The following is a 25,240-nucleotide window of genomic DNA, read 5'->3' as shown; positions in this document are numbered from 1 at the left end:
ATCAAACCGAGCCAATCGCTGATCGCCAAACGACCCCTCGACAGGCGAATCGAATTTGGCTTAGGCGGCGGCAATGCTGTTCCGACTTCTCAAACCCGCAATATTTGCTCTCGATTCGGAAACGGGCCACCGGCTTGCCATCGCCTCGCTCAAGAAGCTGCCGGCACGAGGCGTAGGTTCTCGCCCCAAAGATGCAGGGCCGCTCTCGATCGATGTGGCTGGGTTGTCGTTTCCCAATCCCGTGGGCGTCGCGGCTGGTTTCGACAAAGACGCCGAGGTGCCCGACGCATTGCTAGGGCTCGGATTTGGCTTCACCGAAGTCGGGTCGATCACGCCGCGTCCGCAGGCGGGCAATCCCAAACCGCGCCTTTTCCGGCTGGTTGAGGACAATGCCGTAATTAACCGCATGGGGTTCAACAATGCGGGCGGTGAAGCGGCGCTGGCACGAATCAAGGCGCGGCAGGCCCGTCCGGGTATTCTCGGGATCAATGTCGGCGCAAACAAGGATTCCGAAGATCGAATCGCGGATTACGCGACGATGACGCGGATGATGGCACCCTATGCCAGCTACCTTGCCGTGAACATCTCAAGCCCCAACACCCCGGGGCTCAGGGCTCTGCAGGACGAATCGGCGCTGACGTCGCTGATCGACGCGGTGATCGATGCACGGGCGGAAGCGGAAGGTGGCGCAAAACCGCCAATCTTCCTCAAAGTCGCCCCCGACCTGGAACCAGCCGATATCGATGCGATCGCCCGCATCGCGATCGACAAACAGCTCGGGGCACTGATCGTCTCCAACACCACGATTTCGCGTCCCGAACTTCGCTCTCACCATGCCACCGAGACGGGCGGCCTATCGGGAGCGCCGTTGCGCGCGCTTGCGCTGGAGAGGCTGCGCGATTTCCGCAAGGCAACCGGGGGCGCGATCCCCCTAGTCGGAGTTGGCGGGATATCCAGCGCCGATCACGCCTGGGAGCGCATCCGTGCCGGTGCCAGTCTGGTCCAGCTCTACTCCGCCATGGTCTATGAAGGTCCGGGTCTTGGTGCACGGATCGTTCGCGGGCTTGAGCGGTTGATGCGGCGCGACGGCTTCACCAGCATTGCCGAAGCGATCGGAACCGAATAGCGCGAGAAACTATGACAAAGACACTTCTTACCTGCCTCGCCCTCGCCGCCTCTTTGGGCGGTTGCGCCGAATACAGTGAGCCAACCTCTGCGGTAACACCAGCCGCCGAGCCATCTTCGCGCGGTGCCGTCAGCGCTGCTGACCCGAGAGCAACCGAAGCGGGCGAAGAAATACTGGCGATGGGCGGTTCTGCGACCGACGCCGCGATTGCGGTGATGCTCGCTTTGACGGTCGTCGAGCCGCAAAGTTCGGGCATCGGCGGCGGCGGCTTCATGGTCCGGTCTGATGGCGACAGCCTTGTAACGATCGATGGGCGAGAGACCGCTCCTGCGGCCGCAACCCAAACCCGCTTTCTTGACAGCGAAGGCGAGCGGCTGCCCCGTGACAAGCGTATAACGTCGGGCCTTAGCGTCGGCGTCCCTGGTAACATCGCGCTCGCAGCTGAAGCGCATGCTCGCTACGGCAAGCTGCCTTGGTCGCAGCTGTTCCAGCCCGCAATCAAGCTCGCCGAAGACGGCTTCGTGATGAACCGCCGGCTGAACGAGTCGCTGACCAGCCGTAAAGAACGCGCCGGCAAAACCGAGCAAGCTCGCCGCGTCTTCTTTGGCCCTGGTGGAGAAGCCAAACCAGTCGGAACGCTGATACGCAATCCTGATCTCGCCGAGGTTCTGGAGGACATCGCCGTCACCGGTCCGGAAGCGATGTATCAGAACAACGCAGCAGACATCGCCGAGTATATCGCGACGGAGACCCCGCAAGACGGCACGATGACCACTGCGGACATCAATGCCTACAAAGCGAAAGAGCGCGATCCAGTCTGCGCGAAGTATCGCACTTACAAAGTGTGCGGTATGGGCCCGCCTTCCTCTGGCGGAGTTGCGGTGGCGCAGATGCTGGGCCAGCTTGAGCGGTTCGACCTCGCCGCGCTCGGCCCGGACAGCGCGGAATTCTGGCACCTTTTTCTGGAATCGCAGCGCGTCGCCTATGCCGACCGCGAGCTGTACATTGGCGACGCGGACTTCGTGTCGGTGCCTGTTTCCGGTCTGGTTGACCCCGATTACATAGCCAGCCGCAGCGCGTTGATCGATCCAGCCAAGGCGCTGGCAGAAGCGAAGCCCGGCACACCTCCGGGCGCACCGCTCGCCCGCGCCGATGGCGACGAACCGATGGAAAACGGCACCACCCATTTCTCGGTGGTCGATGGTGACGGCAATGCAATCAGCTACACGTCCACGATCGAAGGCGCGTTTGGGTCGGGCCTGTTCTTCGGTGGGTTCTACCTCAACAACGAACTGACCGACTTCAGCCTTTCGCCAGAGCGCGATGGCAAGCCGGTCGCCAACCGGGTTGAAGGCGGCAAGCGGCCACGCTCGTCGATGGCTCCAACCATCGTCTTCGATGCAAACGGTGACGTCGTACTGGTGATCGGCGCGGCTGGCGGACCGACGATCCCCGTGCAGGTCACTCGCTCGATCATCGGCGTGGTTGATTTCGGCATGACCGCGCAGGAAGCGCTCGGCCTTCCGCTTATCATGGCCTTTGGCCCATCAGTCGTGATCGAAAAGGGCACGGTGCTTGAGGGCATGGAAGATGATTTCAAGGCGCGAGGCCACCAACAGATCCGCGCCTTCGGGCCGCCGCTCAAAGCGAACGCGCTGCGCCGCAAGGATGATGGCAACTGGGAAGTCGCCACCGACCCGCGGATCGCGCCGAAACTTGTCTACGAGTAAGGCTCTGAAATTCCTGTCTTCAATCCTAATTGGTGCCGGATTGCTGTGGTAGCAGAACTTGCCGCTACGGCAATCAGTCCCTAATTCGGACGCATAGAGGAAACATATCCCGGTCGAGCCGCGCCGCAATGCAGGTGCCGGTTTGAGGGAGGAGGAGCCCGCCCAGGGCGCAGGAGTATGTCAGTGCATTCCCCAACCGTACCGCCCAGTGCGGCACCCGTCGTGAACCCGGCCGATGATCAGCATTTGCAGGATATCGACGCAGCCACCAATCTGGTCGAGCTTTTCCTCAAGCGTGCCGATGAAAAGGGTGACGCGCCGTTCCTTGGCCGCAAGCGTGATGGCGAATGGGTCACGCAAAGCTGGGCCGAAGTGGCGGATGACGTCTGCCTGCTCGCGGAAAGCCTGCGCAATATCGGCCTGAACGATGGCGACCGCGTCGCGCTGGTTTCCGAAAACCGCCCGGAATGGTGCATCGCCGACCTTGCCGTTATGGCTGCGGGCTGCATTTCGGTGCCGACCTACACGACCAACACCGAGCGCGATCACTGTCATATTTTGGACAATTCGGGCGCGCGCGCAGTTATCGTATCAAACGAGAAGCTACTCGGACCGCTCCACGGCGCGATCCAGTCGACCGGCATTGCCGAGCACGTGATCGGAATCGAAGACCTGCACCGCAAGCAGGCCAGCAGCTTCGAGTATCACGATTGGGGCAAGCTGATCGAAGGCGACGCTGCATCGGCGCGCAAGGCGGTCGACGAACGCATTGCCACGATCTCCCGCGAAGATACCGCTTGTCTGATCTACACCAGCGGTACCGGCGGCGCGCCGCGCGGCGTGAAGCAACACCACGGATCGATCCTCTGCAATGTCGCTGGCGCTGCTGAGATCCTGATCACCGACTTTGGCATTCAGGACGAACGCTTCCTGTCCTTCCTCCCTCTCAGCCATGCTTACGAACACACCGGCGGGCAATATCTGCCAATCGCGGTGGGCGCCGAAATCTTCTATTCAGAAGGTCTCGAGAAGCTCGCTTCGAATATCGAAGAAGTGCGCCCGACCATCATGGTGGTGGTTCCGCGCCTGTTCGAGGTGCTGCGCACGCGGATCATCAAGCAGATCGAGAAGCAAGGCAAAGTTGCCAACTTCATGCTCGATAAGGCGATCAAGATCGCCGACAATTCGACCGAGGGCAGAACCCGAAAACGCGACAAGCCGCTGGATTTCCTGGTCGAGAAGACGCTCCGCCCGAAAATCCGTCAGAAATTTGGCGGGCGGATCAAGGCGATGGTTTCTGGCGGCGCCCCGCTCAACCCCGATGTCGGCAATTTCTTCGAAGCGATGGGTCTCACCATGCTTCAGGGTTACGGCCAGACCGAGGCTGGTCCGGTGATGAGCTGTAACCGGCCCCAGGTCGGCCTAAAGATGGACACGGTCGGCCCGCCCATGCGCGGGGTCGAGATCAAGATCGCCGAGGATGGCGAGATCCTGTGCCGCGGCGAGCTGGTGATGCACGGATACTGGCAGAACGACGCCGAAACCGCGCGTACGATCCAGGATGGCTGGCTGCACACTGGCGATATCGGCCACTTGGACGACAAGGGCCGGATCGTGATCACCGACCGCAAGAAAGACATGATCGTCAACGACAAGGGCGACAATGTCGCGCCGCAAAAGATCGAAGGCATGCTGACATTGCAGCCGGAAATCGCGCAGGCGATGGTGAGCGGCGACAAGCGGCCTTACGTCGTGGGCCTGATTGTTCCAGACGCCGAATGGGCGCTAGAATGGGCGCGCGCGAACGACGAGAAATTCGACATGAAAGCGCTGCAAGACCTGCCGGCTTTCAAAAAAGCAGTACGTGCAGCCGTCGACCGGACGAACAAGGACCTATCGGTGGTCGAAAAAGTCCGCAAGTTCGAATTTGCGGATGAGGCCTTCGCGATTGACAATGAAGAGATGACGCCGAGCATGAAAATCAGGCGTCACAAGATCCGTGATCGGTATCAGGAGCGGATCGACGGGTTGTATTGAGGCGTGAGCAGTGCAGCGCTCACGGCGTTCACGAAGGCGTGGGGCGGAAGTTACCACGAGGCCAAACCCGTGACTGAGGCCGCCTTGGTAATGGCTGAACAAGAATTGGGCTCCGAGCTCCCGCGGTCATACAAGAGTGCAATCTTACGTGCCGGCCTCCCGAGTCCGACCATCGAGCTGCTCGATTTCATATGTGATCATGAGATCGATCTACCCGATCTAAGTGATTTTCATTCCCCTGAGGATATTGCCTCGTCCACGATCGACTGGCGAGAAATGGGCATGCCCGAACACTTGATCGCTTTCGCCAGCGACTGCTCTGGCAACCTATTTGCATTCCCGACATCGACGACTGGAAACCGCGACGAGGTCTGGTTCTTCGATCACGATTTTGGAACTTCAGACAAGCTCGCCGATAGCTTCGAGGACTGGTTGAACCTCTACAACAGCCTCAAGAACTGAGACTTAAGCCGCCTCAACATCCTCGACAAATTCCGGATAAAAGCTCGGCGCTCGCTCCGACCATCCCGGGGCGGTCGCTGCCGCTTCACTAAGCGATTGCAGCAGAACCTTGCGCTGCTGCGGGCGGATTTGCGGCAGGGCGGCGGCGGCGCAGAAGGCTGCGGGCAGGTATGGGCGCGCTTCGGCACCCAGCAGGCGCTCATAGAGAAAGCGGAAGGCCGAAAAGCTCTCGATCCGCTCCTGTTCAAGGTCGAATGTCACCATCCGCACCAGCTTGCCGATAAAGCGCTCGATCTCGCCGATTGTGCCCTCTTGCGGCACGATATCGCGCAGCGACTTCAGGTCCTGGTAGACGACATACTGCCGGCGGATCGCGGTGTTTTCGTGCTCGGTCCGACCCCACAGCTTGAACGCATCACAGCGCGCCAGCCCGATGTCGAGACTGCGCTTGATATAGCGCTGCTCGCACGGGGCGAACCCCGCAAATTCACGCATCTCGCTGATGGCCATCGTGGCTGTATTGGCAAGTGTCACGGTCGTCTCCCTGTTGGAAGACATTTGTCGGCTAACTTGGTTAATACGCGGTAAGCGTGGTTGGCTTTTTTGCGCTGCCACCCCGATCACGAAGCGACCGATCGTGACCTAGATTAAACCAGCAAGCGGGCTTGAGGGATCCGCATACTTCCGGCGACCCATGCGCCCTGCGAGATAGGCTTCACGGCCGCCTTCGACTGCGAGTTTCATGGCGCGGGCCATGCGGATGGGGTGCTTTGCCTCTGCTATGGCGGTGTTCATCAGGATACCGTCGCAGCCCAGCTCCATTCCGACTGCTGCGTCAGACGCTGTACCCACCCCAGCATCGACCAACACCGGGACATTGGCGCCTTCGACGATCAGCCGGATCGTGACCTGATTCTGGATACCCAGTCCGGAGCCGATCGGTGCGCCAAGCGGCATGATCGCGACGGCACCGGCATCTTCGAGCTGCTTCGCCGCAATGGGATCGTCGACGCAATATACCATCGGCAGAAATCCCTCTTTCGCGAGAGTCTCCGTTGCTTTCAATGTTTCGCGCATATCCGGATAAAGCGTGCGTGCTTCACCGAGCACTTCGAGCTTTACGAGGTCCCAGCCGCCCGCCTCGCGCGCCAATCTCAGGGTCCTCACGGCATCTTCACCTGTAAAGCATCCGGCGGTGTTGGGCAGATAGGTGGTTTTCTTGGGGTCGATGAAGTCGGTCAGCATCGGTGCTTTGGGATCACTGACATTGACCCTGCGTACAGCCACTGTGACGATTTCTGCGCCGCTCGCCTCAACCGCAGCAGCGTTCTCCTCGAAATCCTTGTATTTGCCGGTTCCGACTATCAGCCTCGACGTGAAGGTGCGACCAGCGACGGTCCATGTGTCTGGCGCGGCACCTTGATGGTCGCCGCCACCGACAAAATGGACGATTTCCAGCGTGTCGCCGGCGCCGAGTGCCGCTTGCTCCAGCGTCGAGCGCGGCACAATCTCGCCATTGCGTTCGACTGCGACTTTCTCGGGCGTGAGTTCAAGTTCGCGCACGAGATCGGCAATTGTTGCTGCCGGTGTCTGGCGCGATTCGCCGTTCAGGGTGATGGTCTTGGTATCGCTCATGGGGCTGGAAATAGGGCCATGGCGCGCGCGCGCAACCATGAGTTTCGAGGGGCCTGCTAGCGCGAAGCCTTCAGATTGAGCAGGTGGCCGAGAGAAACCAGTCCAACGCCGATCAGCGTAAGGACGAATTCAAACGTTCCGTGTGGGGCAGCCAAAGCCCCGCCCATAAAGGTCAGACCCATCATCGCAGTGACAAATGGAGCTCGGCGGCGGTGCTTGAGCGCCCCCCAGCCTATCGCAACCGCAGCGACGATCAGCGCAAGTGCCAGACCGAAACGGTGAATCTCCGGCGAAGCGAGGAAGTGTCCGCCCAGCCCAAGGGCCGAGACAATGAGGATCGTGACCAGGCAATGGAGCGCGCACAGACCAGCCAGCCCGATCCCGATGTGATCCAGGCGCCGCCGTACCGTTGAAGAATCATGTGTGTCTGCCATGGCGAGAATGCACATATGTAATGTTGTTACATTTCGCAAGTGTTGAGAGTATCAGGGCCCAACAAACTTGCGGTCGGCGCATCGCCGCTTGCGGCAATCGGACTTGCAACTCAGCTTCGTGCGGCACAATTAGGCGCAATAATGGCAACCACAGCCCCTACACCTTTATCGGATAGCACCCTGCTCCCGGCCAGTGCGACACCACTCGCACTCGCTCGGTGGCTCGAAGTGGTGGCATTCATGATCGTAATCATCGTGATGGTCGGTGGGATCACGCGGCTGACCGAAAGCGGTCTGTCGATCACTCAGTGGCAGCCTGTGACCGGCACTCTGCCACCTTTATCAGAGGCAGCTTGGGAAGCGGAGTTCGCCGAGTACCGCGCGACTCCTGAATATCGTTACGAGGCAAGCGTCGGCGGAATGACGCTGTCCGAGTTCAAGTTCATCTATTTCTGGGAGTGGTTTCACCGCTTTCTGGGACGAATAATCGGTCTCGCCTACGGGCTTCCCTTGCTTTGGTTCTGGATAAAGGGCGCAATTCCCATCGGCTACAAGCCGCGCCTGATTGCTTTGTTGGGGCTCGGCGCTCTGCAAGGGACGTTTGGCTGGTTGATGGTGCGCAGCGGATTGTCGGGACAGATGACCGATGTCAGCCATTTCTGGCTCTCGGTCCACTTGCTAACGGCGCTTTTCACGCTCGGCGGGTTGATCTGGACTGCATTGGACCTGAGGCGATTGGCGCGGGACCCAGCCTCGGGCGCCGCACCGCTTACGCTTGTTTCTGGCATCGTCGCTGGCGTCCTGTTCATTCAATTGCTGCTTGGAGCATGGGTTGCCGGTCTCAATGCGGGACACGCGGCCTATGACTGGCCTCTGATGAATGGAAGACTGGTTCCCGAAGTCGATTGGTCCGGTGGATTCTGGTGGACGCTGACTCATGATCCGTTCCTGCTGCATTTCCTGCACCGCTGGTGGGCATGGGTCGCGGTAGCGGCGCTGGTGTGGATATCGCGGCGGGTCCGCCAATTCGAGCGGCGCGCTTCAGTCGCCGTGCACAGCGCGTTTGGCCTCATGATCATTCTCGGGATTGCAACAGTGCTGAGCGGCGTTTCCCTATGGATCGCTGTCGCGCATCAACTCACCGGAGCACTGCTGGTTGCAAGTGTCGCGTGGGCCATGCACGCCGATGGCGTGAGGCAGGCTGCCGGACGCATTGCAAGGTAGGTGAACCATGAAAAAGGTCATCGCGGCGCTCGCCTGGTGCCCCTTCCCTGATCGCCCAACGGCCCGCGATGTGTCCGGGCTGCTCCTCGATGAACGCTTGATCGGGTGCGCCAATGTTATCGGCGACATCGAATCCATTTTCGAATGGGGCGGCGAACGCGGTAGCGGCACAGAAGTCGCAGTACTCTTCAAAACCAACGCTGGTATCGTTGACCGAATGGTCGAGCGTTTGGGCCAGCTTCACCCTTATGATACACCGGCAATTGTAGCTTGGCGCTGTGATGCTGCCCATCCAGCAACGCTCGCCTGGCTCGGCGTCATTGGGGCAAGGGAGCCATCATGAGGGGGATCACGCGTCGAGGCGCGTTGCGCGGCTGTGCGGCCGGAATGCTTGCAGGCTATTTTTCCGCCCCAGCGTTGCTGTCCGCAGCGCACGGTCTGGATATTCCATTGCGTCCGATGCGGCTGGTCCGCAGACTCGAACGCGGGATGCGGGATGGAGCGATCCTGGCAGTTGAGCGGGCTTGGCAGATTGAGTTCAAGCCTCAGGGCAGCGGTTTTGCAGTTCTTGGCCAGCAAGTGTCTGTTACTGTGGACGCGCCTCGGCAGCTCGCATCCATCGCAGAGATCGAGCGATCAAGATCGACTGCAGATATGTTTCCTATCTTACTGAGTGCGAACGGTGTCATCGCCGCCGCCGGACAATACACCAAACACCAGGACCTTGCCGCAGCAGTGCGGGAGGCCGAGACCATGATCGCAGACAGGCCGATCCCGGCGGCTGCGAAGTCTCAGCAAATGCTGTATCTTTCGCAGCTTCAACGCACTGGCACCACGTTTCTTAAGCAATTGCCGCGCGACCTGTTCTTCCCAGCGGGTGAAGGCATGCGTGCGGTTCGCTCGGTCGAACTGCCAGGCGGTATGTCGGGCGAGTTCGAGATCACTTACGATGCGCGCTCGAAACCCGGTCGAGGCTGGTTGGAATACGCTGTTCGCCGTGTCGTCACCCGGATCGGGCAGAGCCAGCGCCTCTCGCGCGAAGTCTGGTCAATGTCTTCGATCTGACCCTCAGGACGGCTGATTTATCAGCGCGGTATCATTTTACCTCCCCTGAAAGTCCCGCTTTTGCTTGACTTTCACGCCTTCGCCGCACAGATGCGCCGCACTTTCGTGTCTCGGTTACCCTTTTTCCGACTCGCGAGTTCAATCATCCAATTTGGGTCAAGGAAACAGCCATGAAGGCTCTGAGCAAACAGACCCGGTCGATTAAACCGGCCGAGGTCGAAAAGAACTGGCACCTGATCGATGCCGACGGCCTTGTGGTCGGTCGGCTCGCTTCAATCATCGCCAACATCCTGCGCGGCAAGCATAAGCCGAGCTACACGCCGCATGTCGATTGCGGCGATCACGTGATCGTGATCAACGCCGACAAGGTGAAATTCACCAGCAACAAGGCGAGCAAGAAGATCTATTACAAGCACACCGGCCACCCCGGTGGCATCAAGGAAACCACGCCAGAGAAGATCCTCGAAGGCCGTTTCCCTGAGCGCGTGCTTGAAAAAGCGGTTGAGCGCATGATCCCGCGCGGTCCGCTGGGCCGCGATCAGATGCGCGCTTTGCACCTCTATAATGGCACCGAGCATCCGCATGACGGGCAGAACCCGCAAGTGCTCGACGTCGCTTCCATGAATCGCAAGAACAAGGTCACCGGATAATGGCTGACGAAAAGAACAACGCAGAAACTGGGGTTGAAACTGGGGCCGAAACTGCAGCGGAAACCCCTGCAGCTACCGAAACAGCTGCGACCACCGAAACCGCGGCGGAAGCGGAAGCCAAACCTGCTGAGACCGTATCTGATCTCGCCGATCTGAAAGACATTGCCGGTGACGCACCAGCTGCGGATGCAGCCGAGATCGCCCAGAACCCAGCTGCTCCGCTACGTGAGCAAGAGCTCGACGGACAGGGCCGCGCTTACGCGACCGGTCGCCGTAAGGACGCCGTTGCTCGCGTCTGGCTCACACCAGGCACTGGCAAGATCACGATCAATGGCAAGGATCAGGAAGCGTATTTCGCACGTCCGACCCTGCGTCTGATCATCAACCAGCCGTTCGCGATCACCGATCGTGCCGGTCAGTATGATATCGTTGCAACTGTGCGCGGCGGCGGACTCTCCGGTCAGGCCGGCGCAGTCAAGCACGGCATCAGCCAGGCTCTGACCAAGTACGAGCCGGAACTGCGCGCGACCGTGAAGTCGGCTGGCTTCCTCACCCGCGACAGCCGCGTGGTTGAGCGTAAGAAGTATGGCCGCGCGAAAGCACGTCGTAGCTTCCAGTTCTCGAAGCGTTAATTCGCTGCGATCGCTTTGCGGTCACAACAAAAGGGCGACTTCCCATTGGGAGCCGCCCTTTTTGCGTTCAGTGGTCCGGTCGCCTCATTGGGCAGACCGGGACCTTGTCTACTTCTGAAGAAGCAATAGGCCCCACGATAGGCCCGTTCCCGCCAGGAACATCGGCCAGGACCAGTACATCTTATAGTCGATGACATCCATTGCATGGACCGCGAGCGCTCCACCATTGGACCCCTGCGAGCCTACGACCAGTGCAACACACCAGGTCAGGATCGCTCCAAAAAGAATTGCTTTAACCATGTCCACTCGCGCCTTCACCGGAAGGTTGCACACCCAAAAAAGCTAATTTTGCGACCGCTCACGTTGTTATGCAGGAGATCGCCTAAACGGATGTGCACAACAAATCGTTACCGACGATGCGATAAAAAAGGTTAAGCGCCCGGAGGGGACAATCACGGATGCCCGTCAGCGAAGCGGCGCAGCTCGACTTCGACCGCTCCGCCCGGCTCAATAGTGAGGGTCTGATACGAAGCGGGTTCCCCGTGCCGCAGCCTTGTCGACAAGGTGCCAGCGCCGATCATCCGAGCCGAATGATCGCCTCGAATGCGAACTTCGTCGAAGGGTCGGTGGACATGACCAGAGATCACGGCGTCTGCTCCGGCGGCGGCAATCGCGGCAAAAGCGCGGTCGCCGCCTATGGTCGGATTGCCTCGCTCATCATGCGGGCCCAGCAATGGGTGGTGCGCAGTGACAATCACAGTGCGCGGATCGTCCTTTAGCTTGGCCAATTGCTCAAGAGTTCTTCCAAGCGCGCTGCGCATCACCACCCCGTCAGACCAAGGAAAGCGCCGCTGCGCTCGGACCGTTGTCTTGAGCGGGACCAATACAACGTCTTCAGACGAGTAATCGCTCGCCACACGGTCTTTCAGGCGCCGGTAACGGCGATACGGATCGGTGAAGCGCTCGATTGGACTGTAATAGGGCATGTCATGATTACCAGGATCGAGCCAGATGGGGACACCCAGCGAGGCAAACCACTCAGCAGCCGCGGCATATTCGCTGTGCTTCGCGCGCTGCGTCAGATCTCCGGTGCAAACAACCGCATCAGGCCGTTCGCGCACAACCGCTTCTGCTACCGACGCCAGTGCAGCGCTGTCTTCGACACCGAAATGCACATCGCTGATATGGAATAGTCTGGTTGTCATTGTTTCCGTTCAAGAGCGGGAATAGCGGCGCACTGCAACGAATAAGTACGCTCTTGATGGCGCGGCACCCGCGATCCGCTCAAATCCGTCCAGTCAGTATCAGCCATGCAGCGAGAGCGTTCAGCCCGCTGTAGCCCGCGTAGGCCCATGCTAGCATCGGCCAGCCATTTGCAGCCAAGAGCGCAGCGGCGAGCAGCACAAGAAACTCTGCCACAAGCGACAGCCGGCCACCCAGTGAATGCACGAAGCCGGGCATCTGCCCGATCATGGGATGATCGCTGTCCAGAACCGCGCGATGCAGGGCGAAATTGCCCACGCCTAGGATCAGGATCACTGCAACTGCCAAATTCATGAATGACAGTATGGCGTAAACCCCGGTCGGGTGGAAACACCCTTTTGTCGGCGAAACTCCAACATCGGTCCCGATCCTGCCACGCCAATCGACGCCGATCCCCCCGCAATCGACCAGCGCGTGATCGACTCTCTTGGCGAACGTATAACCGATCTTGTCAGGACGGTTCTTCAGTCCCCCTTGGTTCGATCCCCCTTCGAACAGAAGCGTACTGGCAGGAGGAGAACACCCCATGAAAACTATCGTATTGGCCGCAGCAGCCCTCGGCCTCGTCGCCACCCCCGCTTTCGCTGGCCCAGCAAAAGGTGAAAGCACTTCGGTAAGCTTCGCCGGTCTCGATCTCGAAACGGCAGAGGGCCAGAAAATCCTTCAGGCCCGGATCGACTCCGCTGCTCGTTCAGTCTGTCAGGTCGATCGCATCCGCACCGGCACTCGGCTCAAATCATCTGAAGCGCGGGATTGCTACGCCAAGGCCCGTGCCAGCGCCAAGCGCCAGGTAGCCACAGCGATCGCCGATCAACAGTTCGGCGGCTGACGCACAACCAGCTTGCACCTCCCCCGGTGCACACATCGCGGCTCGGACCCAGCCAGTCCCGGGGTCCGGGCCGCACTCGTTTTGGATTTGTTGGAACTAGCGAGGAGCCGCGCGATCAGCGGCCAACCTCAACGGCCAGTCCCTCAACGACCGGCCATAGCCTTGACCTTGGAAAGATAGGTCCGTCCAATCCGCAGCGCGTCTCCATTCTGCAGCTCTGCCGACCACACGCCGAGCCCATCGTGCCGCAGCCCGCGGATATTGTCGCGCCGCAGGATGGTGGAGCGGTGGATGCGGATGAACTCTTCGGGATCAAGCCGTGCTTCAAGGCCTGCAATGGTCTGGAGCAAAAGATAGGAGCGCGACTGATCTCCCTCCCCGACATGCAAGCGCACATAGTCTCGCTCGGCATCGATCCGGTGAACCTCGCTCACCGCGATCCGGAGCAGTTCCGAGCGATGCGGCACCCACAGTTCTTCTAGCCACTCGCTGGCTTTTTCCTTGCGTGCCCCGCGCCGGGCAATCGCGCGCTCGATTGCGCGTTCAAGTCGGTCGGCTGAAACTGGCTTCAAGACATAGTCGATCGCTTCCAGATCGAAAGCCTCAACGGCAAAATGATCGTGAGCCGTCACGAAGATAACTGCTGGCGGATTCTCGGTTTCACCCAATTTGCGGGCAACACCAAGCCCGTCGACTTCGGGCATGGTCATGTCGAGCAACATCAGATCGGGATTGAGCTTGTCGGACAGTCGTAGGGCACCTGCGCCGTCGCTGGCGGTGCCAACGACATTGATCGCGTTGATCTCGGCGCAAATCACCTGAATCCGCTCCACGGCGAGCGGTTCATCGTCAACGATCAAGGTGCGCAGGGCGGCGGTCTCGGTTTCTGAATCAGCCATGTCGGGTCAACGGTATGCGGATTTCTGTCTGGTAGCCATCGGGAGTGGGCGCCGACGTTAGGCCGATATCCGGCCCAAAGCGCGCCTCGAGCCTATCGCGGACATTGGCAAGGCCAATGCCGAAACCGTGCCCAACCCCTTCAGGGACACCCGGTCCATCGTCACCAACCGTCACAACAAGCCGATCAAACTCTTCACGCGCAGCCACAGTAATCGTGATCTCACGAGTCACTGCCGAAACCGCGTATTTGACCGAGTTTTCAACCAAAGGCTGCAGTATCATGCCCGGAACCCGCGCATCGGCCAGGTCGGCTGGCAGGTCGAACACGCATTTGAGCCGCTCCGGAAAACGCACTGCTTCGATATCGAGATAGAGCTGCTGCAGGTCGAATTCGTCTTTCAGCGGCACATCCGAAGTTGGTTCGTCGGCCAGGCTGTGGCGATAGAATCGGCTGATTGTCTGGATCATCCGCTCTGCCCGATCCGCTTTGCCCGTCATCACCAGTGCGGAGAGCGAATTAAGCGTGTTGAACAGGAAATGCGGATTGACCTGATAGCGCAGGGATCGCAGCTCGGCCGCCTTCGCAGCAGACCTGAATTGCTCTTCGCGGCGCTCGGCCACGCGGGCCTGTGCAATAGCGGTAAGTGCGATAAACAAAGATGCCCAAGTCAGCAGGATATAGTAGCGGCTGAGCGCGGCATCGACGATCGGTAGCCACTTTTCGCCTTTATCGTCAGCGTCTTGGAGCGTCACGGTGACCATCGGGGTCCCTTCGAGCCCGTCATCATCGCCCTCAATCGTGCCGCCAGTGGTTTGTGGGATCTCGGCAAACAGGTTCCCGGCTTCGTCGCGGCGTAGATTGATGCCGCGTTCCGCCGCGAATTTCTTCTCCATCTTCATCTGGATCGGCGCAAACAGGACTTGGTTGACCTGAGCTATCAGCACGGCGCCCGGCAGCGCTGCAACCAGCGCCACAACCATCATGACCCAACGCTTGCGGGCCTCGAACAGGCGCAGAATGGCCCAGAGAACCAGGGTGACCAGAACGGCGACTGTGCAGACGGTAGCCCGCCGCCAAAGCAGATCGACGTCGAGATCCATCCCGACCAGAAAACCGCGCGCTGTGATCAAAATGAAATACACCGACCACAAACCCACCGCCGAAATCACGACGGTGCGCAGCGGCAAGCTCGACTGCGATTCTGTGTACAGTGCCTTATCCATGGACATGGGGCGCAATAGACCCTCCGCCTGTCCAGCGCCAAGTCCGCGCCGGTCGAATTATCGGTCTATGTCATACTTTGGTCGAAATGGGACGACCGTAGACCGTGCCGAATCGTCCTTTAATCCCGTGGCTTGATCATTTCTGAGGGCACAATCCACTCGGCAAATTGTTCTTCGGTCAGCAAACCGAGTTCGAGACCAGCCTCTTTCAGCGTGCTACCATCAGCGTGCGCTTTCTTCGCGATCTTTGCGGCATTGTCATAGCCGATATGCGGGTTGAGCGCGGTCACCAGCATCAGGCTTTCATTCATCAGTTTGTCGATGCGGTCGGTGTTCGCTTCGATTCCCACAACGCAGTTATCGGTGAAACTGCGCGACGAATCGGACAGCAATCGGATCGATTGCAGCACGCCGTAGATCATCACCGGCTTGAAGACGTTGAGTTCCAGATGCCCATGCGTGCCTGCCACACTCACAGTCGTGTGATTGCCGATTACCTGGGCGCAGACCATGGTCAGCGCCTCACACTGGGTCGGATTGACCTTGCCTGGCATGATCGAAGAGCCCGGCTCATTTGCCGGAAGTGCAATCTCACCCAGCCCCGAACGCGGACCGGAGCCGAGCAAACGGACGTCGTTCGCAATCTTCATCAGGCTGACCGCGACCGAATTCAGCGCGCCCGACAATTCGACCAGCGCATCATGCGCGGCAAGCGCTTCAAACTTGTTGGCGGCGGTGACGAAATCGTGGCCCGTGGCCTTGGCAACGTGCGCGGCGAACTTTTCCGCGAAGCCAGCCTTCGAATTGATCCCAGTGCCGACAGCAGTGCCGCCCTGCGCCAACTCCAGCACTCGCGGCAGAGCATTTTCGAGCCGGGCAATCCCGTACTCCACCTGCTTGGCGTAGCCGGAGAATTCCTGACCCAGTGTCAGAGGGGTCGCGTCCTGCAAATGCGTTCGACCAATCTTCACGATGTCTGCAAAGGCGTTTGCCTTCGAATCGAGCGCGCCATGAAGATGCGTCAGCGCCGGGATCAGCTGCTCAATCGTCTCGCTCGCCGCAGCGATATGCATCGCGGTTGGAAAGGTGTCGTTGGAGCTCTGGCCCATATTGCAGTGATCATTCGGATGCACCGGGTCTTTGCCGCCGTGCTGTCCGGTCAGGATCTGATTCGCCCGGCTGGCGATCACCTCATTGGCATTCATATTCGACTGGGTGCCTGAACCGGTCTGCCACACACTCAGCGGAAACTGGCTGGCAAGCGTACCGTCGATCACTTCGGCTGCAGCTTGGACGATGGCATCACCCAGCTTCGCATCGAGCACGCCGAGTTCCATATTCGCTCTCGCCGACGACTGCTTTTGAATTCCAAGCGCCTTTACCAACGGCACTGGCATCGTTTCGGTGCCAATCGCAAAGTTCGCAAGACTACGCTGAGTCTGGGCACCCCAATGTGCGTCCGCCGGTACCGCAACCTCACCTAGCGAATCGGTTTCGACCCTAACTGTGCCCGTAGCGCCAAAAATCTTGCCGTCGTTTTGAATGTCACTCATCGAAGCGTTCCTTGTCCCGGTCGATTGCGGGGTCCCATAAGCACTGCGGATCGGACACGTCAAAGCTCTTGGAACCGAACGCCGCGATGTATAGGAAGGGTTGACGTACTGTATTGCCCATCTAATACAGTTATTCGGAGTGCAAATGACCAATATCGCCGCATCTTTTGACACCGCTGCCGCACGCAAGGCTATGATCGATAGCCAGCTGCGCACTAGCGGTGTGAACGAAGAATTCGTGCTCGGCCGAATGATTGCCGTGCCGCGCGAAGAGTTCCTGCCAGAGGGAAAGGCTGAAATCGCCTATATCGACCGCGCAATTCCGCTCGGCGATGGTGGCTATCTCGCCTCGCCCCTGTTCTACGGAAAATTGCTGATCGAAGCCTCGCCCATGCCCGATGACCGTGTGCTCGTCGTCGAAGGCGGAACCGGATACCTCGCTGAACTACTGCGCCCGCTCGTCGCGCATGTCGACACTGTGAGCGCCAAGGATGCTGCCTCCGATTTCACAACCGACAAGTCATATTCGCTCGTCTTGGTCGACGGTGCCATCGAACAGCTTCCCGGTGGTCTCGCAGACTGCATCGAAGATGATGGCCGGATCGTTTCCGGTCTGCTGTTGCGCGAAGTCACCCGCCTTGCATCGGGTCGCAAGATCGCTGGCAAAGTATCGCTGCTACCCGTCGAAGATCTCGGAATTCCGGTGCTTGACGCGTTCGCCAAACCGAAAAGCTGGTCTTTCTCGTGAGTTCTGCCAGCCACCTGCGAAAGTTGGCACTTGGCGCCGCGGGCTCAGCGCTAGTTTTGGGCGCCCCCGCGCAGGCTGACACGCTGCGTGAAGCGCTGGTTGAAGCTTACAACACCAATCCCACGCTCGAAGGGGCGCGTGCGAACCAGCGCGCAACCGATGAAGACGTGCCGATCCAGCGTGCGCCGGGATTGCCTGGTGCAACTGTCACAGCGACTCATATCGAATTCCTTCAGCAATCGGCGAACTCTTTCACTGCTCCAACTCGGAATTTGGGCGTGAACGCTTTGCTTCAGGTGCCAATTTATTCCGGCGGCGCAGTCAAAAACGGGATCAAAGCGGCAAAGGAGCGCGTGAGCGCAGGTCAGGCCGATCTCCGCGCCACCGAAAGTGCGATCTTCAGCCAAACAGTCGCCGCCTATATGGATGTGCTCCGCACCGAGGCTCTCGCCGGCCTTGCCGCCAACCAGGTCGATGTCTTGCGGGTCAATCTCGAAGCGACAAGCGACCGTTTCGAAATCGGTGATCTGACACGGACCGACGTCGCCCAATCGCAGTCGCGCTTGGCGGTAGCTGAAGGCGATCTTCAAACCGCCTATGGCAATCTGATCGCGGCGCGAAACACCTACATTCAGCTGGTTGGCAAGGCGCCGGAGAATCTCGAGGCTCCGCCGCCACTCCCCGGACTACCTGGCACTGTCGATTCGGCTGTGGTCACAGCGCTCGAAAACAATCCTGATCTGATCGCCGCAAAGGAACGCGCGGAAGCCGCCGGTTTCGACACCAAGGTCGCAGGTGCAGGACGGCTCCCGACAGTCGGGCTGTTTGCGAATTACGACTATTCCGATTTCTTCGGCACACTTGGCGGACCGATTGCGGCCGATTTTGTCCAAGCTGAAAGAACCGCCAATGCCGGCGTGCGGATAACCATCCCGCTGTTTCAGGGAGGCTTACCTGCTGCTCGCCAGAGGCAGGCAGGTGCGAGAGAAACCGCCGCGCTTGAACAGGTCATCGCGACCGAGCGCGACATCATCTCGCAAACCCGATCAGCCTATTCGAGCTGGGAAGCGGCCAATGCCGTGATTGCCAGCTCGAAAGTGGCGGTCGAATCGGCGGAAGTGAGCCTCGAAGGCGTGCGCGCTGAAAATTCGATTGGCAATCGCACCATTCTCGATGTGCTCAATGCCGAGCAGGAACTGCTGCAAGCGCGCGCTCAATTGGTGACAGCACGGCGCAACGCTTACGTGGCTGGTTTCACCTTGCTTGCCGCCATGGGCCGCGCCGAAGCCCGCGATCTAAATCTTGATACGGGCGGCCCGCTTTACGACCCGCAGGTCAATTATGATCGGGTCCGCCGTCGTCTTTGGGATTGGGACCGCGATCCCACACCTGCTCCAAATTCAACCAGAACCGTTGACATTCCGGCCCCTGACGCAACAATTGGCCCGAAACTTGAGCCGAACGGTTAACCATCGTATCGGCCTGATTCAGGGCGAAAACGATCAAGGCAGGCAATGGCGCAGGACAACGAAGCATCCGTCGAAGAGATTCTTGAGTCGATCAAGAAAGTGATCGCGCGCGACAACCGCGACGGCGCTCTAGAAGCTCGTCGTCGGCGCGAAGCGGATGCGGACGAAGCTGCAGACCGCGTGATGGCTGCCCAGCAAGACGTTGATGAGCCAACGGCCACCGATGAAGGCGAAGAAGTGCTCGACCTATCGGAAATGGAATTTGCCGCCGGGGTCGATGATGATGGCGACGCCTGGGTCGAGGACAACACCACCAGCGACGATGAACCGCTGATCGCCGACGAAGTGCGCGGCGCGATGCAGGAAAACCTTGCTGCGCTCGCCATGCTTTCCGAACCCGGCGCCAAACCGCAGATCGTGCGTTCGGGCGAAACGTCGCTTGAAGGACTGACCCGCGAGCTGCTTCGCCCGATGCTCGCGGAGTGGCTCGATAAGAATCTGCCGGGAATGGTGGAGAAGCTGGTTCAAGCAGAAATCGCGCGGATCGCAGGCAAGAAGGGCTGAATTCGCCCTACCGTCAGACTTTGTAGCGCCGGTTTTGCTGGCGACTCTTCTGCTCTCGGTCTAGTCCGCATGCTCATGAAGAGAATGCCCATGATCGGCGCGGCAATCGCATGCGCCTCGCTCATTTCATCGCCACTGGCGGCTGACGACCACACTGCGACCACTCCACCGGAAATTCCCGGTGTCTCGACCAAGCCTTTGTCAGCGGAGGATCTGGTCACCGTGCCGCGGCTCGGCGGGCCAACGGTGACGCCTTATGGTCGCTATGCTGTCTATTCGGTCACTGAAACCGATGCCGAAACATATGACCGGGCCGGGCAGCACTACCTGCTTGATCTGGCCCAGCCGGGCGCGCAGCCCGTTGCGCTGGACCTTGGTCTCGATGCATATTCGCTGACATTCGGTCCTGACAATTTCCTGTATTTCCTGAGTTTCGAGCATACCGACAACGAAGCAGAGGAACGTGCGCGGGTGTGGCGCGTCGCTCTTGAAGGCAATGGCAACGTGACCGGGCCTATTCCGGTCGCTGATATTCCCGGCACCGACATTGCCGGGTTCAAACTCGCACCCAGCGGCGACAAGATCGCTTTGTGGTCGGAAGTTTCACGCGATTGTCAGCGTTTCGGTTGCGAAGGTGATGGCACGGCGCACCTTCCAGGTCCTGGCAATGGGCGGCTCTACGAAGGCGATGGCGGTTTCTTCCGCCATTGGGACCAATGGTCAACGCCGGGGACGTACAACCGAGTGTTCGTGTTTGGGATGGAGAATGGTGAAACGATTGGCGCCGGAGTGCCGGTCGACGGGCTCGATCCAACTACCGGCGTTCGTGGCAACACCCCGACCATGCCTGTCGGTGGCGGTGAAGACATCGCCTGGGCACCTGACGGATCGGGCGTCTATTTCGTCGCACGCCAAGCGGGCAAAACCGAACCGTTCTCGACCGACACCGACATCTATTACTCCGATCTGTCAGGCTCAGCGCCGCGCGAACTGACTGCCGCGAACGAAGCTGTCGACACTGCGCCGATGCCGTCACCCGACGGCAAATACCTTGCCTATCTTGCAATGGCGCGGCCCGGATACGAATCCGACAGGTTGGTGGTGCAATTACGCGACGTCGCGACCGGCGAGACACGGGCGCTTACTCAAGATGTCGACCTTTCGTTTGGCAGCATCAGCTGGAGCACAGACGGACGCCACCTGCTCGCCACCGCAGCCGATGTGCTCGACACGCCGGTTTTCCGAATCGATCCGCGCACAGGCGACACAACCAAGCTCGACCTGATCGCGGGCAATGAAGCGCATATCGGCAATCTAGTGAACTTGCCGGGAGACCGCCTGCTGTTCACCCGCGATTCGATTGGCTTGCCGAACGAACTCTACCTTTCGACCGGCTTCAAACAGGCCAGACCGCTCACTGACGTCGCGACAAGTCTCATGGGCGAAAAGGCATCGACCGTCACAACCCGGTTCAGCTTTGCTGGCGCCGAAGGTGACACCGTCTGGGGTCAGATTACCCGATTGGAGGAGCAGGAAGGGCCGATCCCGGCGATCCTCTACATTCATGGTGGCCCGCAGGGTTCATTCGCCGATCGCTGGTCATCCCGCTGGAATCCGCGCGTTTTGGCGAGCCAGGGTTATGCCGTGATCTCGGTCGATTTCCACGGCAGCACGGGATACGGGCAGGCCTTCACCGATGCGATCAACCGCGATTGGGGCGGCAAGCCGCTAGTGGACCTGCAAAAAGGTCTCGCAGCAGCCTTGGAACTCGATCCGCAGATCGATGGCGATCGCGCCTGCGCCATGGGTGCAAGCTATGGCGGCTACATGGTCAACTGGATCGCCGGGAAATGGCCGGACCGCTTCGATTGCCTCGTGCAGCATGACGGCCTGTTCGACATGCGCAGCTTCTACTATTCGACCGAGGAATTGTGGTTCCCGCGTTGGGATTTCGGCGGTTCCTACAGCGAAGCGCGCGAAACCTACGAGCGCTGGAACCCGGTCAACCATGTCGACAAATGGCAAACGCCGATGCTGGTGATCACCGGTGAGAAGGATTTCCGCGTCCCTTACTCGCAAGGCCTGCAGAGCTTCACCGCGCTCCAAGAACGCGAGATCCCGTCACAGCTGCTAGTGTTCCCGGACGAGAATCACTGGGTGCTGGGCGCAAAGAACTCGCTGCAATGGCATGAAACGGTGTTCGGCTGGCTCGATCGACACCTCAAATCGGGCGAAGCGGCGGAATGAGCGATCAGGACCTGCTGGCGGCAAAAACCGCGCTGGCAAAAAAGTATGGCGGAGCAAAGCAAGGCGACGGGATCGAGCGTCAGATATTCCTGTGCGCGCTTTCGGAAAAGCAGAAATGCTGCTCGCGTGCGGAAGGTGAAATCGCCTGGCAGTTCCTCAAGGATTGCCTGAAAGAACGCGGCTTGATCGGCCCAAAACGCACCGCAGATCATCCTCGCGGGCCGGGCGGTGGAATCCAGCGGACCAAGGCCGATTGTCTGCAAATCTGCGGCGCGGGGCCGATCGCCGTCGTGTGGCCGGAAGGCACCTGGTACCACTCATGCAGCCCCGATGTACTCGAACGGATTATCGAAGAGCATCTGGTGGGCGGTGTGCCGGTCGAAGAGTATCGGCTTACAGCCCCGGAAAAGCGCGATTCCTAATCGTCTTCGGGACGTGACCAGAGTTCGTCGCGGCTGGGCAATTTGTTGTCGACCGATTCGTCATGCCCGGTGCCGTTCGAAAGGAATGCGAGGCCCATCAACCCGCCCCCGAGCAGCATCGTGAACGAAATACCTAGCGCGACAGCGATGTAGAAATGCACCGAAATGGCGCCGTTGAAGGCATAAAGCAGACCTAAAGCCAGCAGCACGGTCGCAACCGTCACCCACATCAACAATTTCATGATCTGGCGATAGCGCGCCCACGCATAGGCGGCGTTTTCGGGATCATCCAGAGGCGATTTGCTGACCATGGTCATCTAATGGGCCGCGCGACGAGGCTTTGCAACGACTTAGGGGCTGACTGGTTCAGTGACACTGCGGATTCGCTTTCTGGTCGGAAAAATGGCATTTTCTGTCTTCTGAAAGAGGAATCTCATCATGACCATTGCAAAGATCATCACCAATCGTGCGGCAGACGATGTGATTGCCTGCGATGTCACGACCCGTGTGTCTGATGCGGTCCAGATGCTTGCGGGCAAGCGGATCGGCGCTTTGCCGGTGCTTCGTGACGGCAAAATTGCCGGAATCGTGTCGGAACGTGACGTAATTTATCGGCTTGCCGAGAGCGGTGGAAGCTGTCTCGATCAACCGGTTGAAGCGATCATGACTTCGCCAGCGATCACTGTGGAGCCAAGCACCAAGATTGACGATGCGCTGGCCATGATGACCAAGCGCCGGTTCCGTCATTTCCCGGTGGTCGAGGATGGGACGCTGGTCGCATTCATTTCAATCGGCGATCTGGTGAAGAGCAAGATTGACGAGGTTGAGCACGAAGCCGAGGCGCTGCGCAGCTATATCCAGACCGCTTAAGCTTGAGTACGACTACGCCGCTTCCTAGATAGGACGGATCATGGCCGAAACACTCACGCTCACACCTGCCGCAGCAAAACGCATTGCGTTGATCGCGGAGAAGCAGACCAAGCCCGCAATTCTGCGGCTCTCGGTCGAAGGTGGCGGCTGCTCGGGCTTCCAGTACAAGTTCGACCTGGCTGAAGCGCCGGACGGTGAGGATTTGGTGAGCGAAACTGACGGTGTCAAACTCGTCGTTGACCCAATCAGCCTCGATCTCGTCGGCGGCAGTGTGGTCGATTTTGTCGAGTCGCTCGGCGGTGCCGCGTTTCGGGTCGAGAACCCCAAGGCAGCCGCTGGCTGCGGTTGCGGCTCCAGCTTCGGCATTTGAATTAGACCCAGGCTATTTTGTCGGGCAGTAGAGCCGAATGAAGATCGCGACTTTCAACATCAACGGGGTCAAGGCGCGGCTGCCGCGCCTCAAGGAATGGCTCGCCGAAACACGCCCGTCCGTGGCCTGCCTGCAAGAGATCAAATCGCAGGACGATGGCTTCCCGGCGAGCGAGCTTGAGGCACTGGGCTATCATGTCCTCACGCACGGCCAGAAGGCGTTCAACGGTGTGGCGATCCTGACAGACAAGGAAGCGGGCTACGACGCGCCAAGTGAGGTTCAGCGCGGGCTGGGCATCAATGGTCCGAAAGAGGGCGAAGGCGAGCAAGCGCGCTATCTGGAAGTCGACATATCCAAGGATGGCGGCGATCCAACTCGGATAGTCTGCATCTACCTGCCGAACGGCAATCCGCATCCTGGGCCGAAATTCGACTACAAGCTCGGTTGGATGGAAAAGCTCCGCGCGCGGATGGCGGAAATCTGGGCTGAAGAAGTGCCAGCCGCTGTGCTTGGTGACTACAACGTCATTCCTGAGGATGATGACACATTCTCAGTGAAAGCCATGGCGTCCGACGCATTGATGCAGCCCGAATCGCGAGCGGCCTATGCGCGGTTGCTCGCAGATGGTTGGACCGATGCAATGCGCACTCTCAATCCTCGCGGCGGTGTTTGGACATATTGGGATTACCAAGCGGGCGCCTGGCAACGTGATCACGGGTTTCGGATCGACCATATCTTGCTTACGCCCGAGATGGCGGATCGATTGCAGGCTGTGGGAGTTGATCGAGAGCATCGAGGCCGCGAGAAGGCCAGCGATCACGCCCCTGTGTGGGCGTCTTTGTCCGACTAGCGTCGGGCGCACGCCATCCGGCGAGCGATTTCCTTGCTCATGCGATCAAGGATCGCGTCGCTGCGGACGGCCGGGCGGCCTAGCGGCGGCTAGCGCCGCCGTTTGGTGCCCGGGTCACGGCAGTCAAAGGCCGACTGGCCGTCGCGGCCAATGCCGCGAAGCCAAGGCGGACGGATGTCCGCCGCCCGGCGTTTGAGGGCTATCTATAGAAGATATGCGTGTCGATCGTGGCAGTGCGCGTTTTGCGGTAGCTCCATTTCGGGCGGACATACTTCGCGTGGAAGTACACCGCTTCGCCGACTTGCGATTCCCACATGCCGTCATGGGCGATCCGCGCGATCGACTTTGCGCGATCCCAGGCTGCCGAGCTCGTCTTGATGCGCGGCATCCGGCCGTTTTTCACAAATGAGAATTGCGCGCGTTGGTAGACAACACCGCAATAGCTGGCAGGGAAGCGCCGGTCGTCAGCACGGTTGATGACAACATTGGCAACAGCCAGCTGCCCGTCGAGCGGCTCACCGCGCGCTTCGAAATAGACGGCACCGGCCAGACAACGCATCTGTTCGCTCATGTCGTCGCTCTGGTCGACGAGGCCGACCAATTCGCGCAGCGAACTGGCTTCGAAATTGCTGGTGGACTGCTCGGTCGGTTCAGGAAGCGGCTGAACCACTTCTTCGGATACGAAGACCGGCTGCTGCGGAACGATTTCGATAGCGGCCAGTGTCTCATCCTGCACATTGGAAGCGATGGCCGTGTCGGCCTCGACTTCTTGCGCGAACGCACCGGCGCCATCGGCGCTCGAAAAGCTCAAACTTGCGATCGCGACAACGGCGAAAGCGCTCATGGAATAAGTCTTACGACTCATAATCTCGTCAATTTATGCGGTGAGCGAGCTCAGACGCAGGCGTGAACCTGTTGCGGTATTCGCAGATTGTT

General features: G+C 59.6%; 30 protein-coding genes. 18 read left to right on the top strand and 12 right to left on the bottom strand.

Going from position 1 to position 25,240, the window contains the following annotated elements; all coding sequences use genetic code 11:
* Positions 1-73: 73 nt before the first annotated feature.
* The 4 genes from Q0837_RS15335 to Q0837_RS15320 all read left to right on the top strand — a co-directional run bounded on the left by Q0837_RS15335 (position 74) and on the right by Q0837_RS15320 (position 5,355).
* A complete protein-coding gene (locus tag Q0837_RS15335; RefSeq protein ID WP_298470837.1) occupies positions 74-1,126 on the top strand; it encodes a quinone-dependent dihydroorotate dehydrogenase in 1,053 nt (350 codons plus the stop codon).
* Positions 1,127-1,137: 11 nt separating this feature from the next.
* Positions 1,138-2,856, top strand: a complete 1,719-nt coding sequence (ggt, locus tag Q0837_RS15330; protein WP_298470835.1) for a gamma-glutamyltransferase — start codon at positions 1,138-1,140, stop codon at positions 2,854-2,856.
* A 183-nt stretch (positions 2,857-3,039) separates the two neighbouring features.
* Positions 3,040-4,893 carry a long-chain fatty acid--CoA ligase gene (locus Q0837_RS15325; RefSeq protein WP_298471791.1) on the top strand — a complete coding sequence of 618 codons (1,854 nt, stop codon included), beginning with the start codon at positions 3,040-3,042 and terminating at the stop codon, positions 4,891-4,893.
* A gap of 3 nt (positions 4,894-4,896) precedes the next feature.
* The gene (locus Q0837_RS15320; protein WP_366519687.1) at positions 4,897-5,355 is read left to right on the top strand and encodes an SMI1/KNR4 family protein; all 459 of its coding nucleotides are present in this window, start codon (positions 4,897-4,899) and stop codon (positions 5,353-5,355) included.
* Positions 5,356-5,358: 3 nt separating this feature from the next.
* Here Q0837_RS15320 and Q0837_RS15315 read toward each other — a convergent pair whose 3' ends face one another.
* From Q0837_RS15315 to Q0837_RS15305, 3 genes are all read right to left on the bottom strand, one after another.
* Positions 5,359-5,865, bottom strand: coding sequence for a hypothetical protein (locus Q0837_RS15315; RefSeq protein WP_298471788.1), 507 nt, complete (start codon positions 5,863-5,865; stop codon positions 5,359-5,361).
* A gap of 132 nt (positions 5,866-5,997) precedes the next feature.
* Positions 5,998-6,990 (bottom strand): sulfur carrier protein ThiS, encoded by a 993-nt coding sequence (gene thiS, locus Q0837_RS15310; protein ID WP_298470832.1) that lies wholly within the window; start codon positions 6,988-6,990, stop codon positions 5,998-6,000.
* Positions 6,991-7,046: 56 nt separating this feature from the next.
* Positions 7,047-7,424: a MerC domain-containing protein gene (locus Q0837_RS15305; protein ID WP_298470830.1), complete on the bottom strand. Its 378-nt coding sequence runs from the start codon at positions 7,422-7,424 to the stop codon at positions 7,047-7,049.
* Positions 7,425-7,565: 141 nt separating this feature from the next.
* On the opposite strand from Q0837_RS15305, the gene Q0837_RS15300 reads away from it, so the two are divergent.
* From Q0837_RS15300 to rpsI, 5 genes are all read left to right on the top strand, one after another.
* Entirely contained in the window at positions 7,566-8,648 is a 1,083-nt protein-coding gene (locus tag Q0837_RS15300; protein ID WP_298470829.1) for a COX15/CtaA family protein, read from the top strand.
* A 7-nt stretch (positions 8,649-8,655) separates the two neighbouring features.
* The gene (cutA, locus tag Q0837_RS15295) at positions 8,656-8,991 is read left to right on the top strand and encodes a divalent-cation tolerance protein CutA (RefSeq protein WP_298470828.1); all 336 of its coding nucleotides are present in this window, start codon (positions 8,656-8,658) and stop codon (positions 8,989-8,991) included.
* A complete protein-coding gene (locus Q0837_RS15290) occupies positions 8,988-9,713 on the top strand; it encodes a hypothetical protein (protein ID WP_298470826.1) in 726 nt (241 codons plus the stop codon). The genes cutA and Q0837_RS15290 overlap by 4 nt, the downstream gene beginning before the upstream one ends.
* 170 nt (positions 9,714-9,883) lie before the next feature.
* Positions 9,884-10,363, top strand: coding sequence for a 50S ribosomal protein L13 (gene rplM, locus Q0837_RS15285; RefSeq protein ID WP_298470824.1), 480 nt, complete (start codon positions 9,884-9,886; stop codon positions 10,361-10,363).
* Positions 10,363-10,995 carry a 30S ribosomal protein S9 gene (rpsI, locus tag Q0837_RS15280; RefSeq protein ID WP_298470822.1) on the top strand — a complete coding sequence of 211 codons (633 nt, stop codon included), beginning with the start codon at positions 10,363-10,365 and terminating at the stop codon, positions 10,993-10,995. Before rplM ends, rpsI begins: the two co-directional genes overlap by 1 nt.
* A 108-nt stretch (positions 10,996-11,103) precedes the next feature.
* Here rpsI and Q0837_RS15275 read toward each other — a convergent pair whose 3' ends face one another.
* The 3 genes from Q0837_RS15275 to Q0837_RS15265 form a co-directional block, all read right to left on the bottom strand.
* Entirely contained in the window at positions 11,104-11,295 is a 192-nt protein-coding gene (locus Q0837_RS15275; protein WP_298470820.1) for a hypothetical protein, read from the bottom strand.
* Positions 11,296-11,447: 152 nt separating this feature from the next.
* Positions 11,448-12,200, bottom strand: a complete 753-nt coding sequence (locus tag Q0837_RS15270) for a metallophosphoesterase (protein ID WP_298470819.1) — start codon at positions 12,198-12,200, stop codon at positions 11,448-11,450.
* Positions 12,201-12,279: 79 nt separating this feature from the next.
* The gene (locus Q0837_RS15265) at positions 12,280-12,786 is read right to left on the bottom strand and encodes a hypothetical protein (RefSeq protein WP_298470818.1); all 507 of its coding nucleotides are present in this window, start codon (positions 12,784-12,786) and stop codon (positions 12,280-12,282) included.
* On the opposite strand from Q0837_RS15265, the gene Q0837_RS15260 reads away from it, so the two are divergent.
* On the top strand, positions 12,785-13,087 hold the full coding sequence (locus tag Q0837_RS15260; protein WP_298470816.1) for a UrcA family protein: 303 nt from the start codon (positions 12,785-12,787) through the stop codon (positions 13,085-13,087). The genes Q0837_RS15265 and Q0837_RS15260 overlap by 2 nt on opposite strands.
* A gap of 143 nt (positions 13,088-13,230) precedes the next feature.
* On the opposite strand, the gene Q0837_RS15255 is transcribed toward Q0837_RS15260, so the two are convergent.
* The 4 genes from Q0837_RS15255 to Q0837_RS15240 all read right to left on the bottom strand — a co-directional run bounded on the left by Q0837_RS15255 (position 13,231) and on the right by Q0837_RS15240 (position 16,885).
* The gene (locus Q0837_RS15255; RefSeq protein ID WP_298470815.1) at positions 13,231-13,986 is read right to left on the bottom strand and encodes a LytTR family DNA-binding domain-containing protein; all 756 of its coding nucleotides are present in this window, start codon (positions 13,984-13,986) and stop codon (positions 13,231-13,233) included.
* Entirely contained in the window at positions 13,979-15,211 is a 1,233-nt protein-coding gene (locus Q0837_RS15250; RefSeq protein ID WP_298470813.1) for a sensor histidine kinase, read from the bottom strand. Before Q0837_RS15250 ends, Q0837_RS15255 begins: the two co-directional genes overlap by 8 nt.
* Positions 15,212-15,330: 119 nt before the next feature.
* Positions 15,331-16,764 (bottom strand): class II fumarate hydratase, encoded by a 1,434-nt coding sequence (fumC, locus tag Q0837_RS15245; protein WP_298470812.1) that lies wholly within the window; start codon positions 16,762-16,764, stop codon positions 15,331-15,333.
* Positions 16,757-16,885: a hypothetical protein gene (locus tag Q0837_RS15240; protein WP_298470810.1), complete on the bottom strand. Its 129-nt coding sequence runs from the start codon at positions 16,883-16,885 to the stop codon at positions 16,757-16,759. The genes fumC and Q0837_RS15240 overlap by 8 nt, the downstream gene beginning before the upstream one ends.
* A 24-nt stretch (positions 16,886-16,909) precedes the next feature.
* Here Q0837_RS15240 and Q0837_RS15235 point away from each other — a divergent pair, with 24 nt between their 5' ends.
* The 5 genes from Q0837_RS15235 (at position 16,910) to Q0837_RS15215 (ending at position 22,214) form a co-directional block, all read left to right on the top strand.
* The gene (locus Q0837_RS15235; RefSeq protein ID WP_298470807.1) at positions 16,910-17,512 is read left to right on the top strand and encodes a protein-L-isoaspartate O-methyltransferase; all 603 of its coding nucleotides are present in this window, start codon (positions 16,910-16,912) and stop codon (positions 17,510-17,512) included.
* Positions 17,513-17,568: 56 nt separating this feature from the next.
* Entirely contained in the window at positions 17,569-18,981 is a 1,413-nt protein-coding gene (locus Q0837_RS15230) for a TolC family outer membrane protein (RefSeq protein WP_298470805.1), read from the top strand.
* 45 nt (positions 18,982-19,026) lie between these two features.
* Positions 19,027-19,545 carry a DUF2497 domain-containing protein gene (locus Q0837_RS15225; RefSeq protein ID WP_298470804.1) on the top strand — a complete coding sequence of 173 codons (519 nt, stop codon included), beginning with the start codon at positions 19,027-19,029 and terminating at the stop codon, positions 19,543-19,545.
* 75 nt (positions 19,546-19,620) lie between these two features.
* Entirely contained in the window at positions 19,621-21,792 is a 2,172-nt protein-coding gene (locus Q0837_RS15220; RefSeq protein WP_298470803.1) for a S9 family peptidase, read from the top strand.
* A complete protein-coding gene (locus Q0837_RS15215; protein ID WP_298470801.1) occupies positions 21,789-22,214 on the top strand; it encodes a (2Fe-2S) ferredoxin domain-containing protein in 426 nt (141 codons plus the stop codon). Before Q0837_RS15220 ends, Q0837_RS15215 begins: the two co-directional genes overlap by 4 nt.
* On the opposite strand, the gene Q0837_RS15210 is transcribed toward Q0837_RS15215, so the two are convergent.
* Entirely contained in the window at positions 22,211-22,525 is a 315-nt protein-coding gene (locus Q0837_RS15210; protein ID WP_298470800.1) for a hypothetical protein, read from the bottom strand. The two genes, Q0837_RS15215 and Q0837_RS15210, sit on opposite strands and share 4 nt — an antisense overlap.
* A 127-nt stretch (positions 22,526-22,652) precedes the next feature.
* On the opposite strand from Q0837_RS15210, the gene Q0837_RS15205 reads away from it, so the two are divergent.
* Genes Q0837_RS15205 through xth form a run of 3 tightly spaced genes read left to right on the top strand, consistent with a single transcriptional unit; the run spans position 22,653 to position 24,304 of the window.
* Positions 22,653-23,084, top strand: coding sequence for a CBS domain-containing protein (locus Q0837_RS15205; protein WP_298470798.1), 432 nt, complete (start codon positions 22,653-22,655; stop codon positions 23,082-23,084).
* A 40-nt stretch (positions 23,085-23,124) separates the two neighbouring features.
* On the top strand, positions 23,125-23,454 hold the full coding sequence (locus Q0837_RS15200) for an iron-sulfur cluster assembly accessory protein (protein WP_298470796.1): 330 nt from the start codon (positions 23,125-23,127) through the stop codon (positions 23,452-23,454).
* Between the two features lie 37 nt (positions 23,455-23,491).
* Positions 23,492-24,304 (top strand): exodeoxyribonuclease III, encoded by an 813-nt coding sequence (gene xth / locus Q0837_RS15195; RefSeq protein ID WP_298470794.1) that lies wholly within the window; start codon positions 23,492-23,494, stop codon positions 24,302-24,304.
* A gap of 199 nt (positions 24,305-24,503) precedes the next feature.
* Here xth and Q0837_RS15190 read toward each other — a convergent pair whose 3' ends face one another.
* Entirely contained in the window at positions 24,504-25,148 is a 645-nt protein-coding gene (locus Q0837_RS15190; RefSeq protein ID WP_298470792.1) for a cell wall hydrolase, read from the bottom strand.
* Positions 25,149-25,240: the final 92 nt, after the last annotated feature.

This window comes from uncultured Erythrobacter sp., from assembly GCF_947499705.1.
GTDB lineage: Bacteria > Pseudomonadota > Alphaproteobacteria > Sphingomonadales > Sphingomonadaceae > Erythrobacter.
Note: the sequence above shows the minus strand (reverse complement) of the source record. Positions and strands in the feature narration are given on the sequence as shown.